This window comes from Streptomyces crystallinus (assembly GCF_039521265.1).
GTDB classification, from domain to species: domain Bacteria; phylum Actinomycetota; class Actinomycetes; order Streptomycetales; family Streptomycetaceae; genus Streptomyces; species Streptomyces crystallinus.
This window is the reverse complement of the sequence record NZ_BAAACA010000035.1, coordinates 1-19489: the sequence shown is the minus strand read 5'-3', so window position 1 is coordinate 19489 and position 19489 is coordinate 1. Positions and strand designations below refer to the sequence as shown.

The following is a 19489-nucleotide window of genomic DNA, read 5'->3' as shown; positions in this document are numbered from 1 at the left end:
CGGTCACGGCGTGACCTTCTCGATCACGGCGCTGCCGGCGCCCGCGGCGGTGCCGCGCGCGTTGACCAGCTTGACGTCGCCGAAGAACTGGCGTCCCTCGGGAGCCGCGCCGGCCACCACGACCTGCGCGGAGACGGCCGCCGTGGCGCCGGTGGCCAGCTTGACCACCTTCGACTCGTCGACCTTGACGGCGCCGAGCGACGGCGCGTAGTACACGTCGCGGTAGTTGTACGTGGTGGAGCCGGACGGGACCGCGTAGCCCGCGACCTGGATGGTGTAGGTGCCGGCGGCCGGCTTCACCAGGCTGACGGCCTCCTCGGAGTCGCCGTCCGCGGACGAGCCGACCTGCACGCCGTCCTTGAGGACCGTGAGGTCGAGGTCGGCCGCGGTGTCCGAGACGCCGCCGATGGCGACGTCCAGGCGCTCCACGCCCTCGCCGATGGTCAGCGTGCTCGTCTGGACCTCACCGGCCTTGATGGTCGGCTTGGCGACCTTCGCGGAGCCCAGCGAGCCGCCCTGGAGCTTGCCGTCGATGGCGGCGAAGTTGTTGGTGACCTTCCACTCGACCGGCGTGGAGGTGCCGATCTTCGCCTCGGGCACGGTCTTCACGGCCGGGTCGAAGGTGGCACCGAGCACCGCCACGTCCAGCTTGTACGGGTTGTCCAGGTAGGGCGACGTACGCCGCGACTCGACCTCGATCTCCCAGACGCCCGCCTGCGGGTCCGCGTAGGAGCGCAGGTCGGGGCGGCACTTGTTGGCCGGGTTGTCGTAGTTGGGGTAGCAGTTGGGCGTCCCCGTCTCGTCGACCGGCACACCGTAGGGGTGGATCGCGATGAACCGGGTCTGGCTGCCCGAGCGCAGCGCGCCCATCGAGACCTCGAGGGCCTTGGCGCCCGCCGGGACGGTCACGAAGTACGACTTCGTGCTGTTGCGCTGCACCGAGGACGAGTCGGTGTAGGTGAACCCCGAGGTGGCGGCCTTGGCCAGCGGCTTGGCGACGATCACGGTGGCGAGGATCTGCTGGTCCACGCCCTTGGTCCGCTTGTCGTCGAGCTCCAGGATGGCGCTGTGCACGCCCGCCGACTTCGGCTGCGCCTGCACCGTGACGGTGACCGGCGTGTTCAGCTCCAGCGCGATCTCGTCCTTGCCCAGGACCTTGAAGGTGCCGTCGTTGTTCTTGAACGACAGCTTGTGCTTGACGGCCTTGTCCGGGCCCGTGGTGCGGGTGACCGTGACGTCGTACGTCTTCTTCTCGCCCGCCTTGAGGCCGCCCTCGCGGTCGTAGATGCCGGTGCCGAAGCCCGGCGTCTTCAGCGCGAAGTCGAGCGCGGTGCGCACCGGCGCCTTCACGGTGTACTCGTGGGCCGTGGCGCCGTCCCGGATCGCGTCCCAGGCGTCGACGATGTCGATCAGGCCCGCGCCCTCGGCGTACGCCTGGGCACCCTTGATGTGCTTGGCCGTCGAGGTGAGCGCGGTGCGCAGGTCGGCCGGGGCCAGGTCCAGGTGCTTCTGCTTGGCGGCCGAGAGCAGCAGGGCCGCGGCGCCCGTCGCCTGCGGCGAGGCCATCGAGGTGCCCTGGAGCATCGAGTAGCCGGCCGGCAGCGAGTAGCCCGACTCCTTGACCGGGGAGCCCGGCAGCCAGGTCTGGGTGGTGTTGATCGCGGCACCCGGCGCCGACAGGGTCGGCGTGAAGCCGCCGTCCTCACGCGGACCGCGCGAGGAGAACGGCATCATGTCGTACTTCTTCGACACGTTGGAGCCGTAGTTGGCCGCCCAGGTCTGCTGCGAGATCGCGGCGCCGACCGAGATGACGTGGTCGGCCAGGCCCGGGTCGCCGATGGTGTTGACGCCGGGGCCCGAGTTGCCGGCCGAGATGACCAGCTGGACGCCGTAGCTGTCGATCAGGCGCTTGTAGAGCTCGGCGCGCGCGTTGTTGCCGTCGTTGAGCGCCGGCAGGCCGCCGATCGACATGTTGACGATGTCGACGTGGCGGTTGGTGACCAGGTCGATCATGCCCTCGGTCAGCGCGATGTTGGTGCAGCCGCCGGACCAGTTGCAGGCCCGCGAGGAGACGATCTTGGCGCCGGGGGCGGCGCCGCTCATCTTGCCGCCGAACAGGCCGTTGGCGGCGGTGATGCCCGCCACGTGGGTGCCGTGCTCGGACTCGATGATGCCGATGTTGACGTAGTCGGAGGTGTGTCCGGCCGCGTCGTACTTCACGTCCTTGCGGATCTCGACGGTGAACGGCATCCGCTCGACGACGTCGGTCGCCGGGTTGTCGGTGCCGAAGTAGCCGACCTGGTAGCCGTCCTTGTACGGCTTCATGGCCTCGTCGTCGGTGAAGTCACCGTTGTTGTTGAGGTCCACCCGGACGGTCTGGGCGACCGGGTCGTAGAGCACGCCCCAGGTGTCGGTGGTGTCGCCGTCGCGGTTCACGTCGCCCTTGGCGTCGCCGCCCGCGGTGACCTTCTCCGAGAACAGGCTCACGTCGTACGAGCCCGCCGGGGCCTTCCAGGTGCGGCCCTGGTAGGTGAACTCCGGGCCCGAGACGGCGGTGTTCATCCGGCGCCAGGTGCCGTCGGCGTCGGCCACCGGGTCGGTCGCGGTGACCCAGTCGACGATCTTGCGCTCGCCGGTGGTGGTCTTCTGGAGCGCCGGGTGGCCCAGGTCCACACCGGAGTCCAGGACGCCGATGGTGATGCCGCGGCCGTCCGCCTTGGGGTGCTGCTTGACGAAGTCGACCGCGCCCGTCTCGAAGGACGGGTTGTACGGGTTCTTCGCGGGCGTGTCCTTGCCCGGCGCCGCGTACGAGCCCGACAGCGACCGGCGCGGGGCGGCGGCGCCCTTGGCGCTGTCGGCCGACGGGGTCGGGTCGTCCAGCTGGATCTCCTGCTTGAGGTCGATCCCGTGGACGGAGGGCAGCTTGGCGGCGGCCTTCAGGGCGGACTCGGCGGAGCCGGTCGGCAGGGTGGCCCGGACGTAGCCGAGCTTGTCGTCGGTCTTGCCGACGGTGGCGCCCGGGACCGCGTCGAGCTGGTGCGAGACGGCGCCGGTGGCGCCGGGGGCGGTCGCCACCATCACGGTGACGGTCTTCTCGCCCTTGGCCTGCGCCTCGGCGAGCCGCTGCTCGTCGGCGGCGCCCAGCTTGGCCGCCGGGTCCGCCGGGGACTTCGCCGGGGTGGACTTCACCGGGGCGGGCGTCGGGTCGGCCGCCTGAGCGGCGAAGACGGGGGCGGCGCCCGCGGTGATGAGCGCGGCCACCAGGCCTGCCGCGGCCGCTATACGGGCCGTGCGTCTCGCGCCGGGTATGGCGCGCGGCGAATCGGGGGTCATCAGCATCCCTAATGGTCAGAAAGGGTCCGGAATACGGTGCCGGATGACCGCTGAGCATTTCCTATATGACGGTTGTTTGTGGAGAGTTGACCGAGCCCGGAATCGGACATGGCGGGATCCCGCCATACGTCATCGGGCGCAGGGCGGGGTGAAGCGGGGCGAATCAGCCCTCGCGGGTACGGGCGTAGTGACGGGACGCCTTCGCACGGTTGCCGCACCCGGCCATCGAGCACCAGCGGCGGGTGCCGTTCCGCGAGGTGTCGAAGAAGTGCAGGATGCACGCGTCATGGGCGCAGGAGCGGATCCGGTCCGGCGCGGTGCGCAGCAGGTCGAGGTAGTCCCGCGCGGCCGTCCAGGCGGGCCCCCAGGCCGGATCGGCGAACTCCGCCCGCTCGCCCGGCCCTTCGGCGGACAGGGTGGCGCGAATGCGGCCGTGTTCCAGGACCGCGTCGAGGTCCTCGACGGCCCTCGGGTCGCCGGGGCTCTCCACCGCCCGCAGCAGCGCCTCCCGGGTCCGCAGCAGCGGGTCGAGCGCGGCCGCCTCGGCGGGGAAGCGCGCCTCCAGGCCGGTGGTGGCCAGCCAGACGGCGAGCCCGTCGGCCGAGGCCAGCAGGTCCTGGCGCTCCCCGTCGCGCATCCAGCGGGTGTTCAGCAGGTCGAGGGAGACGGGCTCCCCGGTGAGCGGACGCGGATCGGGCGCGGACATCCCGGGCTCCTCCCGTGCGTGGGCCGTACGGCCGCGTACGGCCGCGGTGCTAACCACTAAAGGTTACGTGACCGGTTGCATCCTCTGCACCTAACCTCTAGTCTCAAGGTAAGGGGTTAGAAGGACTGGCCCCGCTCGGGAAGGGGACCGCCATGACGGCGACCAGCACGTTCCGCACCGGCCACATCGGCCTCAATGTGACCGATCTCGACCGCTCCCTCGCCTTCTACCGCGACCTCCTCGGCTTCGAGGTCCTGTCCGAGGGCAAGGAGGACGGCCGCCGCTTCGCCCTCCTCGGCCGCGGGGGGCAGCTCTCGCTCACCCTGTGGCAGCAGTCCGCGCAGGGCTTCGCCCCGGACCGCGCCGGGCTGCACCACCTCGCCTTCGCCGTCGACACGGTCGACGAGGTGAGGGCGTACGAGAGCGAACTGCGGGCGCACGGCGTGGAGTTCGCGTACGAGGGGATCGTCGCCCACCGGGAGGGCGCGGCCTCCGGGGGCATCTTCTTCCACGACCCGGACGGCATCCGCCTGGAGATCTCCGCACCGCTGGGCGCGGAGTCGGCCCCCGTACCGGTCGCCGCGGCTCCCACGTGCGGTTTCTTCTAGGTCCGGCCTTCGTCTGCGGGCCGTCCCCGACTGGTCGCGCAGTTCCCCGCGCCCCTGAATGCGCCCCTGCGGGGCGCCCCAGGGGATTGCCGCGGAGCGGCATTTCAAGGGGCGCGGGGCTGTGACATTTGCGGCTCCGCCGCGCGGGCGCGACCAGCCCCCCACCCAGCCGCAGACGAACTCGAAACGGAGGACAGTCCGATGACCGCGCCCACCCCGTACCACCCCGGCTCCCGGGCCGTGCAGGACCGTGTCGGTGTCCGGGAGGTGGCCGACCACGTCGGGCGAGCCATCGGGCCCGGTATCCGGCCGGTCGCCGCCGCCTTCCTGGAACTCCAGCCGATGCTGGTGCTCGGCGCGGCGGACGAGGGCGGCCGGATGTGGGCCTCGCTGCTCACCGGGCGCCCCGGCTTCGTCCGGGCCACCGGGCCGCACCAGATCTCGGTGACCGGCCGCCCGGCCGCCACCGACCCCCTCGCCGGGGTGCTCACCGCCACCGGGACCCGGGTCGGCACGCTCGCGCTCGACCCGCGCACCCGGCGCCGGATGCGGCTCAACGGCGCGGCCCGCCCGACCCCGCGCGGCCTGGCCGTCGAGGCCGAGCAGGTCTTCTCGAACTGCCCCAAGTACCTCCAGCGCCGCGAGCTGGAGGCGTACGAGAAGGGGCCCGGCCGGACCGGTGCCGTGCGGCGCGGCGAGCGACTCGCCCCCGACCAGGAGGAGTTCGTCCGCGCCGCCGACACCTTCTTCATCGCCACGACCGCGCCCGACGGCGTGGACGCCAGCCACCGGGGCGGCAACCCCGGCTTCGTCCGCGTCACCTCCCCCACCACGCTGGAGTGGCGCGACTACCCCGGCAACTCCATGTTCCTCACCCTCGGCAACCTGGAGGCCGATCCGCGCGCCGGGCTGCTCCTCGTGGACTGGGCGCACGGCGGCACGCTCCAGCTCTCGGGCACGGCCCGGACCGTGTACGCGGCGGGGGAGCGCACGCTCCGGTTCACCCTGGAGCGCACGGTGTGGTCCGAGGGCGCGAGCCCGCTGCGGTGGTCCGCGCCCGACTACTCGCCCGCCAACCCGCCCCGCTGAGCCGCCGATCCGGCCGAAACCCGCTCAACCCCGCCCCCGCCGGGCAACTCTCGCGGCGGGGGCGCGGTCCTGTCCGCCGACGGCGCCGCCGAAGGTGCCGCGGGCGACAGGGAGAGCGCGCATGCCGGTACGTACGAGCAGGAGAGTCAGGTCCGCCGCCCTCGGGGTGGCCCTCGCCGCCGGGATCACCGCCACCGTGTGCGCGGCCCCGGCCTCCGCGCGGGAGGCACCGCCCGCGCGGTCCCACGGCGCCACCCAGCGGGCCATGGACGCGGCCGTGCGCGACGGCGTGCCCGGCGTCGTCGGGACCGCCGTGGACGGGGGGCGGGTCTGGCGCGGGGACGCGGGCGTCGCCGATCTGCGCACCGGCCGCGAGCGGGGGAGCGAGGACCGCTACCGGATCGGGTCGATCACCAAGACGTTCGTGGCCACCGTGGTCCTCCAGCTCGAGGCCGAGGGCCGGCTGAGCCTGGACGACACCGTGGACCACTGGCTGCCGGGCGTGGTGCGGGGCAACGGCCACGACGGCACGAAGATCACTTTGCGCCAACTCCTCAACCACACCAGCGGTATCTCCAACTACACGGAGGACGAGGCCTTTGGGCAGCGGGTCTTCGGCCCGGACTTCCTCAAGCACCGCTACGACACCTACACACCACGGCAGTTGGTCGGCATCGCGATGCGGCACGCCCCGGACTTCGAGCCGGGCGCCTCCTGGCACTACTCCAACACCAACTTCGTCCTGGCCGGCATGGTGGTCGAGAAGGCCACCGGCCACTCCTACGCCGCCGAGATCGAGCGCCGGATCCTGCGCCCGCTGCACCTGGGCGCCACCTCGCTGCCCGGCACCGACGCCCGGATGCCTCAGCCCAGCGGCCGGGCCTACTCCAAGCTGTCCGAGGAGACGACCGGCAGGACGTACGACGTCACCGCGCTCAATCCGTCGCTGGCGGGCTCGGCCGGAGAGATGGTGTCGAACTCGGCCGACCTGAACCGCTTCTACCGGTCCCTGCTGACCGGCAAGCTGCTGCCGCCGCGCCAGATGACGGAGATGACCACCACCGTCGTGATGGACCCCGCCGCCCCCGGCGACCGCTACGGTCTGGGGCTGATCGTGAACAAGCTGCCCTGCGGCACCGAGGTCTGGGGCCATGGCGGCGGGATCCACGGCTCCTCCACCGAGGCGCTCACGACGAAGGACGGGCGCCACTCGCTGGCGTTCAACTTCAACGGCGACTGGTCGGGCGACTCGGCGGCGGTCGTCCTCGCCGAGTTCTGCGGCACCGCGCCCGCGGACAAGCCCGCCAAGTGACCCGATGGTGCTCCCCCGTTCACCGGGGGAGCACCACCACGTACGAGGCGGGCTCCCGGTCCGCCGAGGCCATCAGGGCGGTGCGCACCACGGTCGCCTGCTGCTCCATCGCCTCACGCAACTTCCTGGGCGTGAGGTGGACGACGGTGATCCCGAGCCGCTCCAGCGTCTCCCGCTTGTGGGTGTACTCGCACCACTGCTCGTCCTCCTCCTCGTCCCGCCGCCGGCGGCCCTGGCGCGGCGCCCGGGTGTCCAGCTCCACCGCCACCGCCTGGTCCGGCCAGTACGCGTCCACGCCCCCGATGTGCGGCCCGCCCGGCAGCCGCAGGTCCACGTTCCACAGCGGGTCGGGCAGCTCGTGGACGCGCACCATCTCGTAGAGGCGGTTCTCCGCGATGGCCCGGCCCTCGGCGAGCAGCGAGTCCACCGCGTCCACCACATGCGCCCGCGTCAGCAGCCGGGCCTGCGTCAGCTCCCGTACCAGCGCGGCCGGTTCGCAGTGTCCGCCGCGCACGGCCTCGGTGAGCAGCCGGCGCACCGCGTGCGCGTCGGTGAGCTGGGCCACCGCGTCCGCCACGGCCCTGGGCACCGGCGCCACCGGCACGCCGGCCACCGGCTCGGGCACCGGCATCACCTGCGCCCGCACCAGCCGTACGAAGCCGGTCGAGCGCAGCCGCCGGGTGCGCGGCACCAGCATGTCGATCCGGTCGAGCGAGATCAGCGGGGGAGCGGAGGAGAAGCGGTGCAGGGCGAGCGCGGCGAGCCCGGTGACGACCGCCTCGACGGGCGCCGCGTGCGCCTCGCCCTGGGCCGGGACGGCCTTGGCGCGCTCGGGGGCCGGGCGCCCCGCGTACAGCAGGGCGGCGTGCAGCCGCTCCTCGCTGGTGGGCGGCCCCGGGTGCAGCACGTACACACCGGGCAGCAGCTGCTGCCAGGGGCCGCCGGGGCGGCACTGGGCGGCGGCGGTGGCGGCCGGGACGCCGTGGGCGCGCAGCTGGGCCGCCGAGTAGACGCGCCGGTGCACGTCGGTGAGGTGGCTGAGGGGGCGCGGGGAGAGCGGGGAAGGGGTCTCGCCGCCGAAGGTCGGGGTGTTGTGGTTCATGCCGGGGGGTGTTCCGCGCCCGGAGCGGCCCTTAACCGCTGTTACAAGCCCGTCGACAATTCCGGACAACCCCGTCCTAAAGTACGGGCGTTCGAGTGCCGATCAGGGGGGCTCGTCGCCGGGCCCCCCTCCGGCGTCAGCGGGCGGCCGCGGCCGCGTCGCAGGCCTGGCCGCGCAGGGTGCGGGCCAGGTCGTCACGGGCCTCCAGGACCAGCCGGCGCAGCGCCGGGGCCGCGTCCTGGTGGGCGGCCAGCCATTCGTCCGTGGAATCGAGCGTCGACTGGTTGTCCCGCAGGCTCGGGAAGAGGCCGCGCACCACGTCCATGCCGATCTGGATGGACCGCTCGGCCCACAGCCGCTCGATCACCTCGAAGTACTTCGGCGCGTACGGCGCGATCAGCTCGCGCTGCGAGGGCTGGGCGAAGCCGGTGATGGTGGCCTCCACCAGCGCGTTCGACAGCGAGTCCGACTCGACGACCTGCGCCCAGGCCTGCGCCTTGACCGCCGCCGACGGGCGGGCCGCCAGACAGCGCACCTGGTGGCGCTTGCCGGAGGCCGTGTCGTCGCGGGCGAGCTCGGCGGCGATCACCGACTCGTCGGCCCGCGCGTGCGCGGCCAGCGGCTCCAGGAAGACCCAGCGCAGCTCCTGGTCGACCTCCAGGCCGTCGATCTTCGCGGTGCCGGCGAGCAGCCCTTCGAGGAGCTGGAAGTCCGCGTCGGTGGTCGCGGTGGCGGCGAAGAAGCGGGCCCAGGCCAGCTGGTGCTCGCTGCCCGGCGCCGCGATCCGCAGCTCGCGCAGCGCGCCCTCGGCCAGCAGCCGCCCGCCCGCCTCGCGCCACTCGGGCGTCGCGTAGTGCGTCTGCGCGGTGCGGGTCCAGGCGTGCAGCATCTGGAGCACGCCGATGTCCGTCTCCCGCCCGGAGTGCGCGAGCACCAGGTCGACGAAGTCCCGGGCGGGCATCAGCGCGTCCCGCGTCAGGTTCCACAGCGCCGACCAGCACAGGGCGCGCGCCAGCGGGTCCGTGATGTCGCCCAGGTGCGCGCGCAGGGTGGCGAGCGAGCCCTCGTCGAAGCGGATCTTGCAGTACGTGAGGTCGTCGTCGTTGACGAGGACCAGCTCGGGCCGCTCGGCCCCGGCCAGCTCCGCCACCACCGTGCGCGGGCCGTCCACGTCGACCTCGGCGCGCGCGTACCGCACGAGCGCGCCCGCCTCGGAGCGGTAGAGGCCGACCGCGACCCGGTGCGGGCGCAGCGTGGGATGCGTCCCGGCCGCCTCCTGGACCACGGCGAGCTCGGTGATGCGGTCGCCCGCGTCATAGGTGACCTGCGGGGTCAGCGAGTTGACACCGGCCGTCTGGAGCCAGGAGCGCGACCAGGACGCCATGTCCCGGCCGGAGACCTCCTCCAGGACCGACAGCAGGTCGCCGAGGCGGGTGTTGCCGTAGGCGTGGCGCTTGAAGTAGCGCCGGGCGCCCTCCAGGAACGCCTCCCGCCCCACGTACGCCACCAGCTGCTTGAGGACCGAGGCGCCCTTGGCGTAGGTGATGCCGTCGAAGTTGAGCTTGGCGTCCTCCAGGTCACGGATGTCGGCCGTGATCGGGTGGGTGGAGGGCAGCTGGTCGGCGCGGTACGCCCAGGACTTGCGGCCGTTGGCGAAGGTGATCCAGCCGTTGTCGAACCGGGTCGCCTCGACCTGCGAGAAGCTGCCCATGAAGTCGGCGAACGACTCCTTCAGCCACAGGTCGTCCCACCACCGCATGGTCACCAGGTCGCCGAACCACATGTGCGCCATCTCGTGCAGGATGACGTTGGCGCGCCGCTCGTAGGCCGCCCGCGTCACCTTGCCGCGGAAGATGAACTCCTCGCGGAAGGTCACCAGACCCGGGTTCTCCATCGCCCCGAGGTTGTACTCCGGCACGAAGGCCTGGTCGTACTTGCCGAACGGGTACGGGTAGTCGAACTGGTCGTGGAAGAAGTCGAAGCCCTGCTTGGTGACGAGGAACACGTCGTCCGCGTCGAAGTGGCGGGCCAGGCCCTTGCGGCACATCGCGCCGAGCGGGATCTCCAGGGTGCTGCCGTCGTCGAGGGTGCGGGTGTAGGTGTCCGTCACGTAGTGGTACGGCCCCGCCACCACACAGGTGATGTACGTGGAGATCGGCTCGGTCTCGGCGAACCGCCAGACGCCGTCCTCGCCCCGGGTGCCCTCGCCGTTGGACCACACCGTCCAGCCCTCGGGCGCCGTCGCCTCGAAGCGGTAGCGGGCCTTGAGGTCGGGCTGCTCGAAGTTGGCGAACACCCGCCGGGAGTCGGCCGGCTCGTACTGGGTGTAGAGGTAGACCTCGCCGTCCTCCGGGTCGACGAAGCGGTGCATGCCCTCGCCGGTGCGGCTGTAGGCGCAGTTCGCGTCGACCACCAGCACGTTCTCCGCGGCCAGGTCCGCCAGCGCCACCCGGGTGCCGTCGAAGACCGCGGCCACCTCCAGCGGCTTGCCGTTCAGCGTGACCGCGTTCACCGACGGGGCGACCAGGTCCGCGAAGGAGGCGGCGCCCGGCCGGGCGCAGCGGAACCGGATCGTGGTCACCGAACGGAAGGTCCGCGGCCCGTCCGGGGCGTCCCCGACCGCGGACCGCAGGTCGAGGGCGACCTCGTACCCGTCGACGGACAGCAGCTCGGCCCGCTCACGGGCCTCGTCGCGGGACAGATTCTCACCGGGCACGGGCACTCCTTCGTGTCTCGTTCGAACACCGTTGATCCTGCCATGCCCGCCCGGCCCCGGACACGCGGGAATGCGGCGGGTGGCCACAGGCGTTCTGGTGCTTGATTCGCCCAGCGTTCCCGATGAGGAGAGACATGTCCCCGACCGCGTCCCAGACCGGGAAGACCCCCGTCGACTTCTGGTTCGACCCGCTCTGTCCCTGGGCCTGGATGACCTCCCGCTGGATGCTGGAGGTCGAGAAGGTCCGTGACGTCGAGGTCCGCTGGCATGTGATGAGCCTGGGCGTCCTCAACGAGGACAAGCTCGACGAGCTGCCCGACTCCTACCGCGAGTTCCTGACGACCCGGGCCTGGGGCCCGGTGCAGGTCGTCATGGCCGCGCAGCAGAAGTACGGCGAGGAGGTGCTCGGCAAGCTGTACACCGCGCTGGGCACCCGCTTCCACAACCAGGACCTCGGCTCCGGCCGCGAGGTCATCGTCGCCGCCCTGGAGGAGGCGGGCCTGCCCGCCGAGCTCGCCGACTACGCGGACGTCGACAACAGCGCCTACGAGTTCGACGCGGAGCTGCGCGCCTCCCACAAGGAGGGCATAGACAAGGTCGGCCAGGACGTCGGCACCCCGGTCATCGCGGTGCCCGGCGCGGACGGCGAGCAGATAGCGTTCTTCGGCCCGGTCGTCACCCCGGTCCCCAAGGGCGAGGCCGCCGCCCGCCTGTGGGACGGCACCCTCCTGGTTGCCTCCACACCCGGCTTCTACGAGATCAAGCGCACCCGCACCCAGGGCCCGATCTTCGACTGATCAGGCCTTCAGGCGCCCCGGCCCCCGCGAGCCCCACTCGGCTCGCGGGGGCCGAGCACATTCCGCCGCTCTGCTCCCCGTACGGCCGCTCTACTCCCCGTACAGCGCCGCCAGCCGTGGCAGCCGCCTCGCCATCTCCCCCGTGTCGTCGAAGTCGAAGTCCCAGCCCGGGTCCAGCTCCGGGTAGCGGACGGTGTAGCTGTCGCCGGGCAGTTCCTTGCCGGTGGCGGCCAGATGCGCGTCCCAGGCGATGCCGAGCGCCTCCTCGCACTCCATCTCCCAGCCCTCCACCGCCGCGTCCCGCACGGCGGCCACGCCCGCGAGGCCGTCCGGGTCGGCCACCGCCCCGTCGAACACCTCGCGCCCCTGGGCGATCAGCCAGCCCCTGAAGTAGTCGAATCCGTCGTCCGAGCACCCGCCGTTGATCGTGTACGCCGCGGCCCAGAGCGGCTGGCGGTAGGAGGCGGCCATCAGGTCCCAGAAGACCTGCTGGAATGCCACTATCTCGTCGACCGGCCGGACCGAGAGCAGGGCCGCGGCCCGCGCCGCGACCGCCTCGGCGTCCGCCGCGTGTGCCACCTGCGCGCGGGCGTCGTCGATGAGCGTCCAGAACTCCTGTGTGTCCATGGCTCCGAGCATGGCACCCGCCACTGACAACGGGCCCGGCGCGAAAGGGTGAAGGACCGGCGCACCACACCGGCGCACGGAGGTGAACGGCCGAAAGAGGACGCCGCGCACGCGAACGGCCCCCGCGAGTCACGTCCTCGCGGGGGCCGTCCGTATGTCCGTCCGCAAGTGAAGGTTGAGAAGACGATCACGAGCAGGACGATCAGGGGGCAGGGCCGGGTACGGCCCTACGGCACCAGCAGCAGGTTGTTCCCGGCGGCCTTGGCGGCGGCGTAACGCTTCGCCACGTCCTGCCAGTTGACGACGCGCCACATCGCCTCGATGAAGTCCACCTTCTGGTTCTTGTACTGGAGGTAGAAGGCGTGCTCCCAGGCGTCGAAGACCAGGATCGGGGTGGAGCCCTGGCCGACGTTGCCCTGGTGGTCGTAGATCTGCTCGACGACGAGACGGCCGCTGACCGGCTCGTACGCGAGGACGCCCCAGCCCGAACCCTGCGTCGTCGCCGACGCCTTGGTCAGCTGGGCCTTGAACTTGGCGAAGGAGCCGAACGACTCGGCGATCGCGTCCGCCAGCTCGCCCACGCCGTCCGCCTCCAGCGGCTCGCCGCCGCCGTCGCCGGTCATGTTGTGCCAGTAGATCGAGTGCAGGATGTGGCCGGAGAGGTGGAACGCGAGGTTCTTCTCCAGGCCGTTGATCGAGCCCCAGGCGTCCTTGTCGCGGGCCTCCGCGAGCTGCTCCAGGGTGTCGTTCGCGCCCTTCACATACGCCGCGTGGTGCTTGTCGTGGTGCAGCTCGATGATCTCCGGGCTGATGACGGGTTCGAGCGCGGCGTAGTCGTACGGAAGTTCAGGAAGCGTGTAAATGGCCATGTCCGAAGCCCCTCCGACTGCTTGTTGCAACTGATGTGCAAGTGCACGCTACCAGCAGGTATGCGCGGTCGCAGCTAAGGGTGACCTCAGCAAAAAGCCCTGCGTCCGGAGGTCTAGGACCTCCGGACGCAGGGCTTTTCGTGAAAGGGGGGCGCCGCTCCCGACGAGAGGGGGCGCGCGGGGTCAGGCCGCCTGACGGGCCTTCATCCGCTGCCGGGCGTATCCGAGCACCGCCAGGACCACCGTCATCACGCCCGTCGCCAGCAGCTGGTCACGGGTGTCGGACTGGCGCGCCATCAGGACGAAGATCGCGGCCATCGCGGCGAGCGCCACCCAGGTGAGCCCCGGGTACAGCCACATCTTCACCACCAGCGTCTGCGGCGCCTCGCGCTCGGTGCGCCGGCGCAGCAGCAGCTGGGAGACCGCGATGAAGATCCAGACGACCAGGATCACCGCGCCGATCATGTTCAGCAGCCAGGGGAAGACGTCGTCGGGGCGCCAGTAGCTCAGCAGCACGCACCCGAAGCCGAAGACCGAGGAGCACAGCACCGCGACGCGCGGCACCCCGCCGGAGATCCGGCCGAGCGCCTTGGGGCCCTGGTCCCGGTCGACCAGCGAGTACGCCATGCGGGAGGCGCCGTAGATGTTGGCGTTCATCGCGGAGAGCAGGGCGACCAGGACGATCACTTCCATGATCTGGCCGGCGTGGGCGATGCCCATGTGGTCGAGGGCGGCCACGTACGGGCCCTTCTCCACCACGGTCTTGTCGTTCCAGGGCACCAGCGTGACGATGACCGCCATCGAGCCGATGTAGAAGACCGCGATGCGCCACATCGCGGTGCGGACCGCGCGGGCGACGCCCTGCACCGGCTTCTCGGACTCGGCCGCCGCGATGGTGACCGTCTCCAGACCGCCGTACGCGAAGACGGAGGCCAGCAGTCCGAGCACCAGGCCCTCGGAGCCGTTGGGCAGGAATCCTCCCTCGCCGGTGAGGTTGGAGGTGCCGGGGGCGGAGGTGTCGGGCAGCACGCCGAAGATGGCGAGCAGACCGAGCACCAGGAAGAGGGTGATCGCGGCGACCTTGAGCGCGGCGAACCAGAACTCGAACTCGCCGAAGTTCTTGACGGCCGCCAGGTTGGTGGCGGTGAACACCAGCATGAAGAGCGCGACCCAGGCCCACTCGGGTGTCCCGGGGAGCCAGCCGGTGACGATCTTCGCGGCGCCGATGCCCTCCAGGCCGACCGCCACACAGAGCAGCACCCAGAACGACCAGCCGGCGGTGAAGCCGGCCCAGGGCCCGATGGCCCGCTCGGCGTGCACGGAGAAGGAGCCGGACGCGGGGTTGGCCGCCGACATCTCGCCCAGCATGCGCATCACGAGCATGACGAGCGCGCCGGAGATGCCGTAGGCGAGGACGATCGAGGGCCCGGCGGCGGCGATTCCGGCGCCGGAGCCGACGAACAGCCCGGCGCCGATGACGCCGCCGAGGGCGATCATCGAGAGGTGGCGCTGCTTGAGACCGTGGGTGAGTGGGGAGTCGACCTTCGGCGGGGCGTCGGTCGTCGCGGGCGCGTTTGTCCGTGACATGGGCAGGCCCTGTTCAGTAGCTGAGACGGGGGGCGGGAGCCACAGTCTGGGGGTGGCTCCGCTCAGAGGGAACACCAGACCGCTATCCGGACACTCGACTCACACAGCGTGAAGCTCTGCGCACAGGTCACACACGGAATGCACACTTCCACCCTCGTGGGTCCCGCCAAACCCGCCCGTAACTACCGACCTGACGGTCGGTCGGTGAACCGCTCAACCGTTTCTGCCGTCCTGGCCCGCCACTCCCGTACGAGGGCGACCACCAGCACCACGCCCGTCGCGCCCGCCGACCACAGCAGCTGCGGCCGGGCCCCGTCGTCGAAGAGCATCAGCACCAGCACGGCCGCCATCGCCGCGAGCGCCGCCCAGGTGAGCCAGGGGAAGCACCACATCCGCAGCGTGAGCCGCTCCGGCGCCTCCCGCTCGATCCGGCGCCGCAGCCGCAGCTGGGAGACGGCGATCAGACCCCAGACGAACAGCAGCACCGCGCCGACCGCGTTGAGCATGTAGAGGAAGACCGAGTCGGGCCACTTCAGATTGAGCAGCACCGAGACGAACCCGAAGGCCACCGACGCCAGCACCGCGCGCCGGGGCACCCCGCCGCCCGAGACCTTCAGCAGTCCCTTCGGCGCCTCGCCGCGCTCGGCCAGCGAGAAGACCATCCGGGACGAGCCGTACAGATTGGCGTTGAGCGCGGAGAGCAGCGCCACGAAGACCACGACGTTCATGATCTGCCCGGCGCCGGAGACACCGATCGAGTCGAGCACGGCGACGTACGGGCTGTGCCCCGGCTCCATCGAGCTCCACGGCAGCAGGGTCACGATCACCAGCATCGAGCCGACATAGAAGAAGAGGATGCGCCACACCGCGCTGCGCACCGCGCGCCCGACCGCGCGTACCGGGTCGTCCGACTCGGCGGCCGCGATGGTGACGACCTCCAGACCGCCGAAGGCGAAGATCACCGCGAGGACGCCGGAGACCACGCCGTCCCATCCGTTGGGCAGGAAGCCGCCCTGCCCGGTCAGGTTGGCGAACCCGACGGGCTCGGTGTCAGGCAGCACCCCGAAGACGGCCAGCAGCCCGAGAACGAGAAACAGCACGATCGCGCCGACCTTCAAGGTGGCGAACCAGAACTCGAACTCGCCGAAGTTCTTCACGGCGGCCAGGTTAGCGACGGTGAACACCACCATGAAGACGAGCACCCAGGCCCACTGGGGCATCCCCGGCACCCACCCGTGGGCGATCTGCGCGGCGCCGGTCGCCTCCACGGCGAGCACCACCACGAGCAGGAACCAGTACAGCCAGCCCACGCTGAACCCGGCCCAGCGCCCGAGCGCCCGCTCGGCGTGCACGGAGAACGACCCCGAGGCGGGCATCGCCGACGACATCTCGCCGAGCATCCGCATCACCAGCATCGCGATCGCGCCCGCGATCAGATACGAGACGACGATCCCCGGCCCCGCCACCGCGATCCCGGCGCCCGAGCCCACGAAGAGACCGGCGCCGATCACCCCGCCCAGGCCCAGCATGGTCAGATGCCGCTGCTTCAGCCCGTGGGACAGCGGCTCGGCCTCCACCGAGGCGGTGTCGGCGGCGGTGGCTCCGGCCAGGGTCTTGCCGTCGTGCATGGCGCTCGTCACTCTCGGATCAGTAACTGATCGTTTATGGGGAACCTACAGTCTCCCCGAGCCCGCGCCCGATCCGCAAAACCGTCCGTACTCCTCATCGTCGCAGTGACGAGGGTCACCCCGTCGGACGGAAGCACTCCGGCCTTTGTGCGATCTCCACCAAGGCCCCAACCGCCGCTTTGTGGGCCGCTGATGGTGATCCAGCGAGAATCCCTCGGCTAACGTCACCGTGTCCCTTGCATGTATCTCGCTGCCCGTCCCCGATCCCGCGGAGCCCACGATGGCCACGACCACTGTCACTGCCCCTGCCGCACCCCGTACCGGCAAGGTCCTCGCGGACCTGCTGCCCGGCGCCCGCACCCGCGACGCCGCCCTGGTGCTCGGCGGCGCGGCCCTCACCGGCCTCGCGGCCCAGATCGCGGTCCCGGTCCCCGGCTCCCCGGTCCCGGTCACCGGCCAGACCTTCGCGGCCCTCCTTGTCGGCACCTCGCTCGGCGCCCGCCGCGGCTTCCTCTCGCTCGGTCTGTACGCGCTGATCGGCATGGCCGGGATGCCCTGGTTCGCGAACGGCACCTCGGGCGCGGGCGGCGCCTCCTTCGGCTACGTCCTGGGCATGCTGCTCGCCTCCACGGTGGTGGGCGCGCTGGCCCGCCGCGGCGGCGACCGCTCGGTGCTGCGCACGGCGGGCACGATGGTCCTGGGCTCGGCGATCATCTACGCGGTCGGCGTCCCGTACCTGGCCGCCTCGGCGGACGTCTCCCTGACGCGCGCGGTCGCGCTGGGCCTGACGCCGTTCCTGCTCGGCGACGCGCTCAAGGCGGCGCTGGCGATGGGGGCGCTGCCGGCGGCGTGGAAGTTCGTGGGCCGCAAGTAAGCCGTACGGAAGGGGCCCGGACGCGCGTGTGGCGCGGCCGGGCCCCTTCGTCGTACGCGGTCGGGCCGTCAGTGGGTACGCCTGCGCTGGTGATGGCGGGAGTTGGCCCACCAGATGCCGGTGGCGCCGACGAAGAGGAGCAGTCCGGCGGCGGCGAGCAGCGGCAGTACGCCGTCGTTGACGCCGGTCCTGGGGAGCTGGGACGGGGAGCTCGGGGACGGCGAGGCCGGGGCGGGCGAGGGGGTGGCGGAGCTGTCGCCGGGTGGGGCGGCGGGCACGTTGTCGGTGCCGAGCAGGAGCGGGGTGTCGGGGGCGTTGGGGGTGGGCTTGGTGGTGCCGAACGGGACGGGCCCCTGCTGCCACAGCAGTTTCTCGCCGGTCCCCTCGGTGACCGGCAGACAGATCTTCCCGGCCTTCTTCAGGTCGTAAGTGGCGGATACGGTGTACGACTTGTCGGCGCCGGCGGCCAAGTCGTCGATGACACAGGCGAATCCGGTGTTGGTGCCTTTCGGCAGCTTGTTCTCGGGCACGCTGGTGCACCCGTCCACACTGGTGATCCGCATTCCGTCGAGGCCGAGGACGGTGAGGGTGATCTGCCCGGTGTCCTTGGTGCCCTTGTTGAGGATTTTCGCGGTGAGAGTGGTCTTGCCGTCGGAATTGGCGACCTTGATTTCCTTGGGGAGCTCGGTGGAGATCTTGAGCTCGGCCGGGGCGCTGGGCCCGGGCGATCCGCCCTGGTCACTACCGGGTGTCGGATCGGCGGCATGGGCCGCTGCCCCCAAGGGCAGGACAAGCAATCCGGCGAAAAGTCCGGCGGCCAGAGATCCCCAGTGTTTCTTCGAACGCATTTCCATCCCCCTCAGCCGAGTTGGCGGCTGGCGTACTGAGAGCAGTGCTGAGAAGGGTCCCACAAGATTTCGCGGAATTATGCTGTGATGGTGGCAAGTTCGTGTTTCTGTCCTGGTCGCACCAGGTGCTGAGGGGGCGGGCGGTAATGCCGGGAATTCGGGGGCTGTTGGTCGCGGGGCGTTACCGGCTCGACGCCACGATCGGCCAGGGTGGAATGGGCCGGGTGTGGCGGGCGTTCGACGAGATCCTGGACCGCCAGGTCGCGGTGAAAGAGATGCGGATGGGCGACCTGGACGCTGAGGACAGCCGTATCCGCCGCGAACGCACCCTGCGCGAGGCGCGGGCGACGGCCCGGATCGACCATCCCAACGTGGTGCGCGTCTACGACGTGGTGGAGGAGTCCGACCGCCTCTGGATCGTGATGGAGCTGGTGGACGCGCGCTCCCTCGAACAGCTCCTGATCGAGGACGGCCCGGTGCCGCCGCGCGAGGCGGCGCGGATCGGTCTGGGCCTGGTGGAGGCGCTGCGGGAGGTGCACGCGGTGGGGGTCCTGCACCGGGACATCAAGCCGGGCAACGTCCTGCTGGGCCGCACGGGCCGGGTGGTCCTGACGGACTTCGGCATCGCGGCGATCCAGGACGCGACGGCGCTGACGGTGGTGGGGATGCTGGTCGGCTCACCGGACTACATGGCGCCGGAACGGGTCGGGGGCCGCCCCCAGGGCCCGTCCTCGGACCTCTGGTCCTTGGGCGCGACCCTGTGCGCGGCGGTGGGAGGCCAGTCCCCCTTCGCCCGGGAGACGACGCTGGCGACACTGCACGCGGTCCTGTACGAGGAGCCCGAACTCCCCCGGACAGCAGGCCCGTTGGCCCCGCTGCTGGCGGCGCTCCTGGTGAAGGAACCGGACGAACGCCCGGACCTGGAGGCCCTGTCCACGCTCCTGCTCCCGATAGCGGCTCCCCCCACGGTCCTGACCGCCACCCCGCATCCCCCCACGGTGGCGGTCCACCAGACGGCACCGGAGTCGGCACCGCCGGTACGGGAGCGCCCGGTACCCCTGGAGGAGACCGAGACGAGGGGCCCGACCGCCCCGGCCGCGCCTCCCCACGGTCCCGGGGCCCCCTTGCCCGCAACGGCGCCGGCCCCGGCCTGGAGCCCGGAGGGCTCACCCCCCGCATCTGCGCCGGTCCCGGAACCGGGCCCCGAGGACCAGCCGCCCGCCACCCAGCGCCCAGCCACCCCCGAGCCCCCCGGGGCCGAGGGGCGCAGCCCTGTCATGGGTGCGGGGGGCGGAGCCCCTGCCCACCCGGCCGCGCCCCCTCCGGGCCCGGAGGCCCCACCCGCCACCCAGCGCCCAGCCACCCCCTCCGCACCCGGGGTCCAGGGGCGGAG

The 19489-nt window shown here is 71.7% G+C and carries 15 protein-coding genes; 6 read left to right on the top strand and 9 right to left on the bottom strand.

The genetic code is table 11. From position 1 onward, the window contains the following. Positions 1-3: 3 nt before the first annotated feature. A complete protein-coding gene (locus ABD236_RS24280) occupies positions 4-3339 on the bottom strand; it encodes a S8 family serine peptidase (protein ID WP_344076738.1) in 3336 nt (1111 codons plus the stop codon). Positions 3340-3496: 157 nt separating this feature from the next. Next, positions 3497-4039, bottom strand: coding sequence for a CGNR zinc finger domain-containing protein (locus tag ABD236_RS24275; protein WP_344076736.1), 543 nt, complete (start codon positions 4037-4039; stop codon positions 3497-3499). Positions 4040-4191: 152 nt separating this feature from the next. Between ABD236_RS24275 and ABD236_RS24270 the strand changes: the two genes are divergently transcribed. The 3 genes from ABD236_RS24270 to ABD236_RS24260 all read left to right on the top strand — a co-directional run bounded on the left by ABD236_RS24270 (position 4192) and on the right by ABD236_RS24260 (position 7048). Further along, on the top strand, positions 4192-4647 hold the full coding sequence (locus ABD236_RS24270; RefSeq protein WP_344076734.1) for a VOC family protein: 456 nt from the start codon (positions 4192-4194) through the stop codon (positions 4645-4647). Between the two features lie 201 nt (positions 4648-4848). Beyond that, entirely contained in the window at positions 4849-5736 is an 888-nt protein-coding gene (locus ABD236_RS24265; RefSeq protein ID WP_344076732.1) for a pyridoxamine 5'-phosphate oxidase family protein, read from the top strand. 121 nt (positions 5737-5857) lie between these two features. Continuing rightward, positions 5858-7048 carry a serine hydrolase domain-containing protein gene (locus ABD236_RS24260; RefSeq protein WP_344076730.1) on the top strand — a complete coding sequence of 397 codons (1191 nt, stop codon included), beginning with the start codon at positions 5858-5860 and terminating at the stop codon, positions 7046-7048. A gap of 19 nt (positions 7049-7067) precedes the next feature. Here the strand turns inward: ABD236_RS24260 and ABD236_RS24255 are convergent, their stop codons facing one another. Further along, a complete protein-coding gene (locus tag ABD236_RS24255) occupies positions 7068-8150 on the bottom strand; it encodes a hypothetical protein (protein WP_344076728.1) in 1083 nt (360 codons plus the stop codon). A gap of 136 nt (positions 8151-8286) precedes the next feature. After that, positions 8287-10866, bottom strand: coding sequence for an aminopeptidase N (pepN, locus tag ABD236_RS24250; protein WP_344076726.1), 2580 nt, complete (start codon positions 10864-10866; stop codon positions 8287-8289). A 134-nt stretch (positions 10867-11000) separates the two neighbouring features. On the opposite strand from pepN, the gene ABD236_RS24245 reads away from it, so the two are divergent. Continuing rightward, the gene (locus ABD236_RS24245) at positions 11001-11663 is read left to right on the top strand and encodes a DsbA family oxidoreductase (protein ID WP_344076723.1); all 663 of its coding nucleotides are present in this window, start codon (positions 11001-11003) and stop codon (positions 11661-11663) included. Positions 11664-11753: 90 nt separating this feature from the next. Here ABD236_RS24245 and ABD236_RS24240 read toward each other — a convergent pair whose 3' ends face one another. The 4 genes from ABD236_RS24240 to ABD236_RS24225 form a co-directional block, all read right to left on the bottom strand. Further along, entirely contained in the window at positions 11754-12290 is a 537-nt protein-coding gene (locus tag ABD236_RS24240) for a DUF4240 domain-containing protein (RefSeq protein WP_344076721.1), read from the bottom strand. 227 nt (positions 12291-12517) lie between these two features. Further along, complete coding sequence (locus ABD236_RS24235; RefSeq protein WP_101388323.1) at positions 12518-13159, bottom strand: superoxide dismutase; 642 nt, start codon at positions 13157-13159, stop codon at positions 12518-12520. Between the two features lie 183 nt (positions 13160-13342). After that, the gene (locus tag ABD236_RS24230; protein WP_344076718.1) at positions 13343-14746 is read right to left on the bottom strand and encodes an amino acid permease; all 1404 of its coding nucleotides are present in this window, start codon (positions 14744-14746) and stop codon (positions 13343-13345) included. A gap of 182 nt (positions 14747-14928) precedes the next feature. Beyond that, positions 14929-16374, bottom strand: coding sequence for an amino acid permease (locus ABD236_RS24225; protein ID WP_344077093.1), 1446 nt, complete (start codon positions 16372-16374; stop codon positions 14929-14931). 280 nt (positions 16375-16654) lie between these two features. Between ABD236_RS24225 and ABD236_RS24220 the strand changes: the two genes are divergently transcribed. Continuing rightward, positions 16655-17248 carry a biotin transporter BioY gene (locus tag ABD236_RS24220; protein ID WP_344076716.1) on the top strand — a complete coding sequence of 198 codons (594 nt, stop codon included), beginning with the start codon at positions 16655-16657 and terminating at the stop codon, positions 17246-17248. A 68-nt stretch (positions 17249-17316) separates the two neighbouring features. On the opposite strand, the gene ABD236_RS24215 is transcribed toward ABD236_RS24220, so the two are convergent. Further along, the gene (locus ABD236_RS24215) at positions 17317-18096 is read right to left on the bottom strand and encodes a hypothetical protein (RefSeq protein WP_344076713.1); all 780 of its coding nucleotides are present in this window, start codon (positions 18094-18096) and stop codon (positions 17317-17319) included. A 146-nt stretch (positions 18097-18242) separates the two neighbouring features. Here ABD236_RS24215 and ABD236_RS24210 point away from each other — a divergent pair. Further along, positions 18243-19489 (top strand): serine/threonine-protein kinase (locus ABD236_RS24210; RefSeq protein WP_425543936.1); only part of this gene is annotated, 1247 nt, incomplete at its 3' end.

Bases quoted from the DNA above. Each gene is read 5' to 3' on its own strand.
- ABD236_RS24280 (WP_344076738.1), bottom strand. From the start codon at position 3,339: ATGCTGATGACCCCCGATTCGCCGCGCGCCATACCCGGCGCGAGACGC.
- ABD236_RS24275 (WP_344076736.1), bottom strand. From the start codon at position 4,039: ATGTCCGCGCCCGATCCGCGTCCGCTCACCGGGGAGCCCGTCTCCCTC.
- ABD236_RS24270 (WP_344076734.1), top strand. From the start codon at position 4,192: ATGACGGCGACCAGCACGTTCCGCACCGGCCACATCGGCCTCAATGTG.
- ABD236_RS24265 (WP_344076732.1), top strand. From the start codon at position 4,849: ATGACCGCGCCCACCCCGTACCACCCCGGCTCCCGGGCCGTGCAGGAC.
- ABD236_RS24260 (WP_344076730.1), top strand. From the start codon at position 5,858: ATGCCGGTACGTACGAGCAGGAGAGTCAGGTCCGCCGCCCTCGGGGTG.
- ABD236_RS24255 (WP_344076728.1), bottom strand. From the start codon at position 8,150: ATGAACCACAACACCCCGACCTTCGGCGGCGAGACCCCTTCCCCGCTC.
- ABD236_RS24245 (WP_344076723.1), top strand. From the start codon at position 11,001: ATGTCCCCGACCGCGTCCCAGACCGGGAAGACCCCCGTCGACTTCTGG.
- ABD236_RS24240 (WP_344076721.1), bottom strand. From the start codon at position 12,290: ATGGACACACAGGAGTTCTGGACGCTCATCGACGACGCCCGCGCGCAG.
- ABD236_RS24235 (WP_101388323.1), bottom strand. From the start codon at position 13,159: ATGGCCATTTACACGCTTCCTGAACTTCCGTACGACTACGCCGCGCTC.
- ABD236_RS24230 (WP_344076718.1), bottom strand. From the start codon at position 14,746: ATGTCACGGACAAACGCGCCCGCGACGACCGACGCCCCGCCGAAGGTC.
- ABD236_RS24225 (WP_344077093.1), bottom strand. From the start codon at position 16,374: ATGCACGACGGCAAGACCCTGGCCGGAGCCACCGCCGCCGACACCGCC.
- ABD236_RS24220 (WP_344076716.1), top strand. From the start codon at position 16,655: ATGGCCACGACCACTGTCACTGCCCCTGCCGCACCCCGTACCGGCAAG.
- ABD236_RS24215 (WP_344076713.1), bottom strand. From the start codon at position 18,096: ATGCGTTCGAAGAAACACTGGGGATCTCTGGCCGCCGGACTTTTCGCC.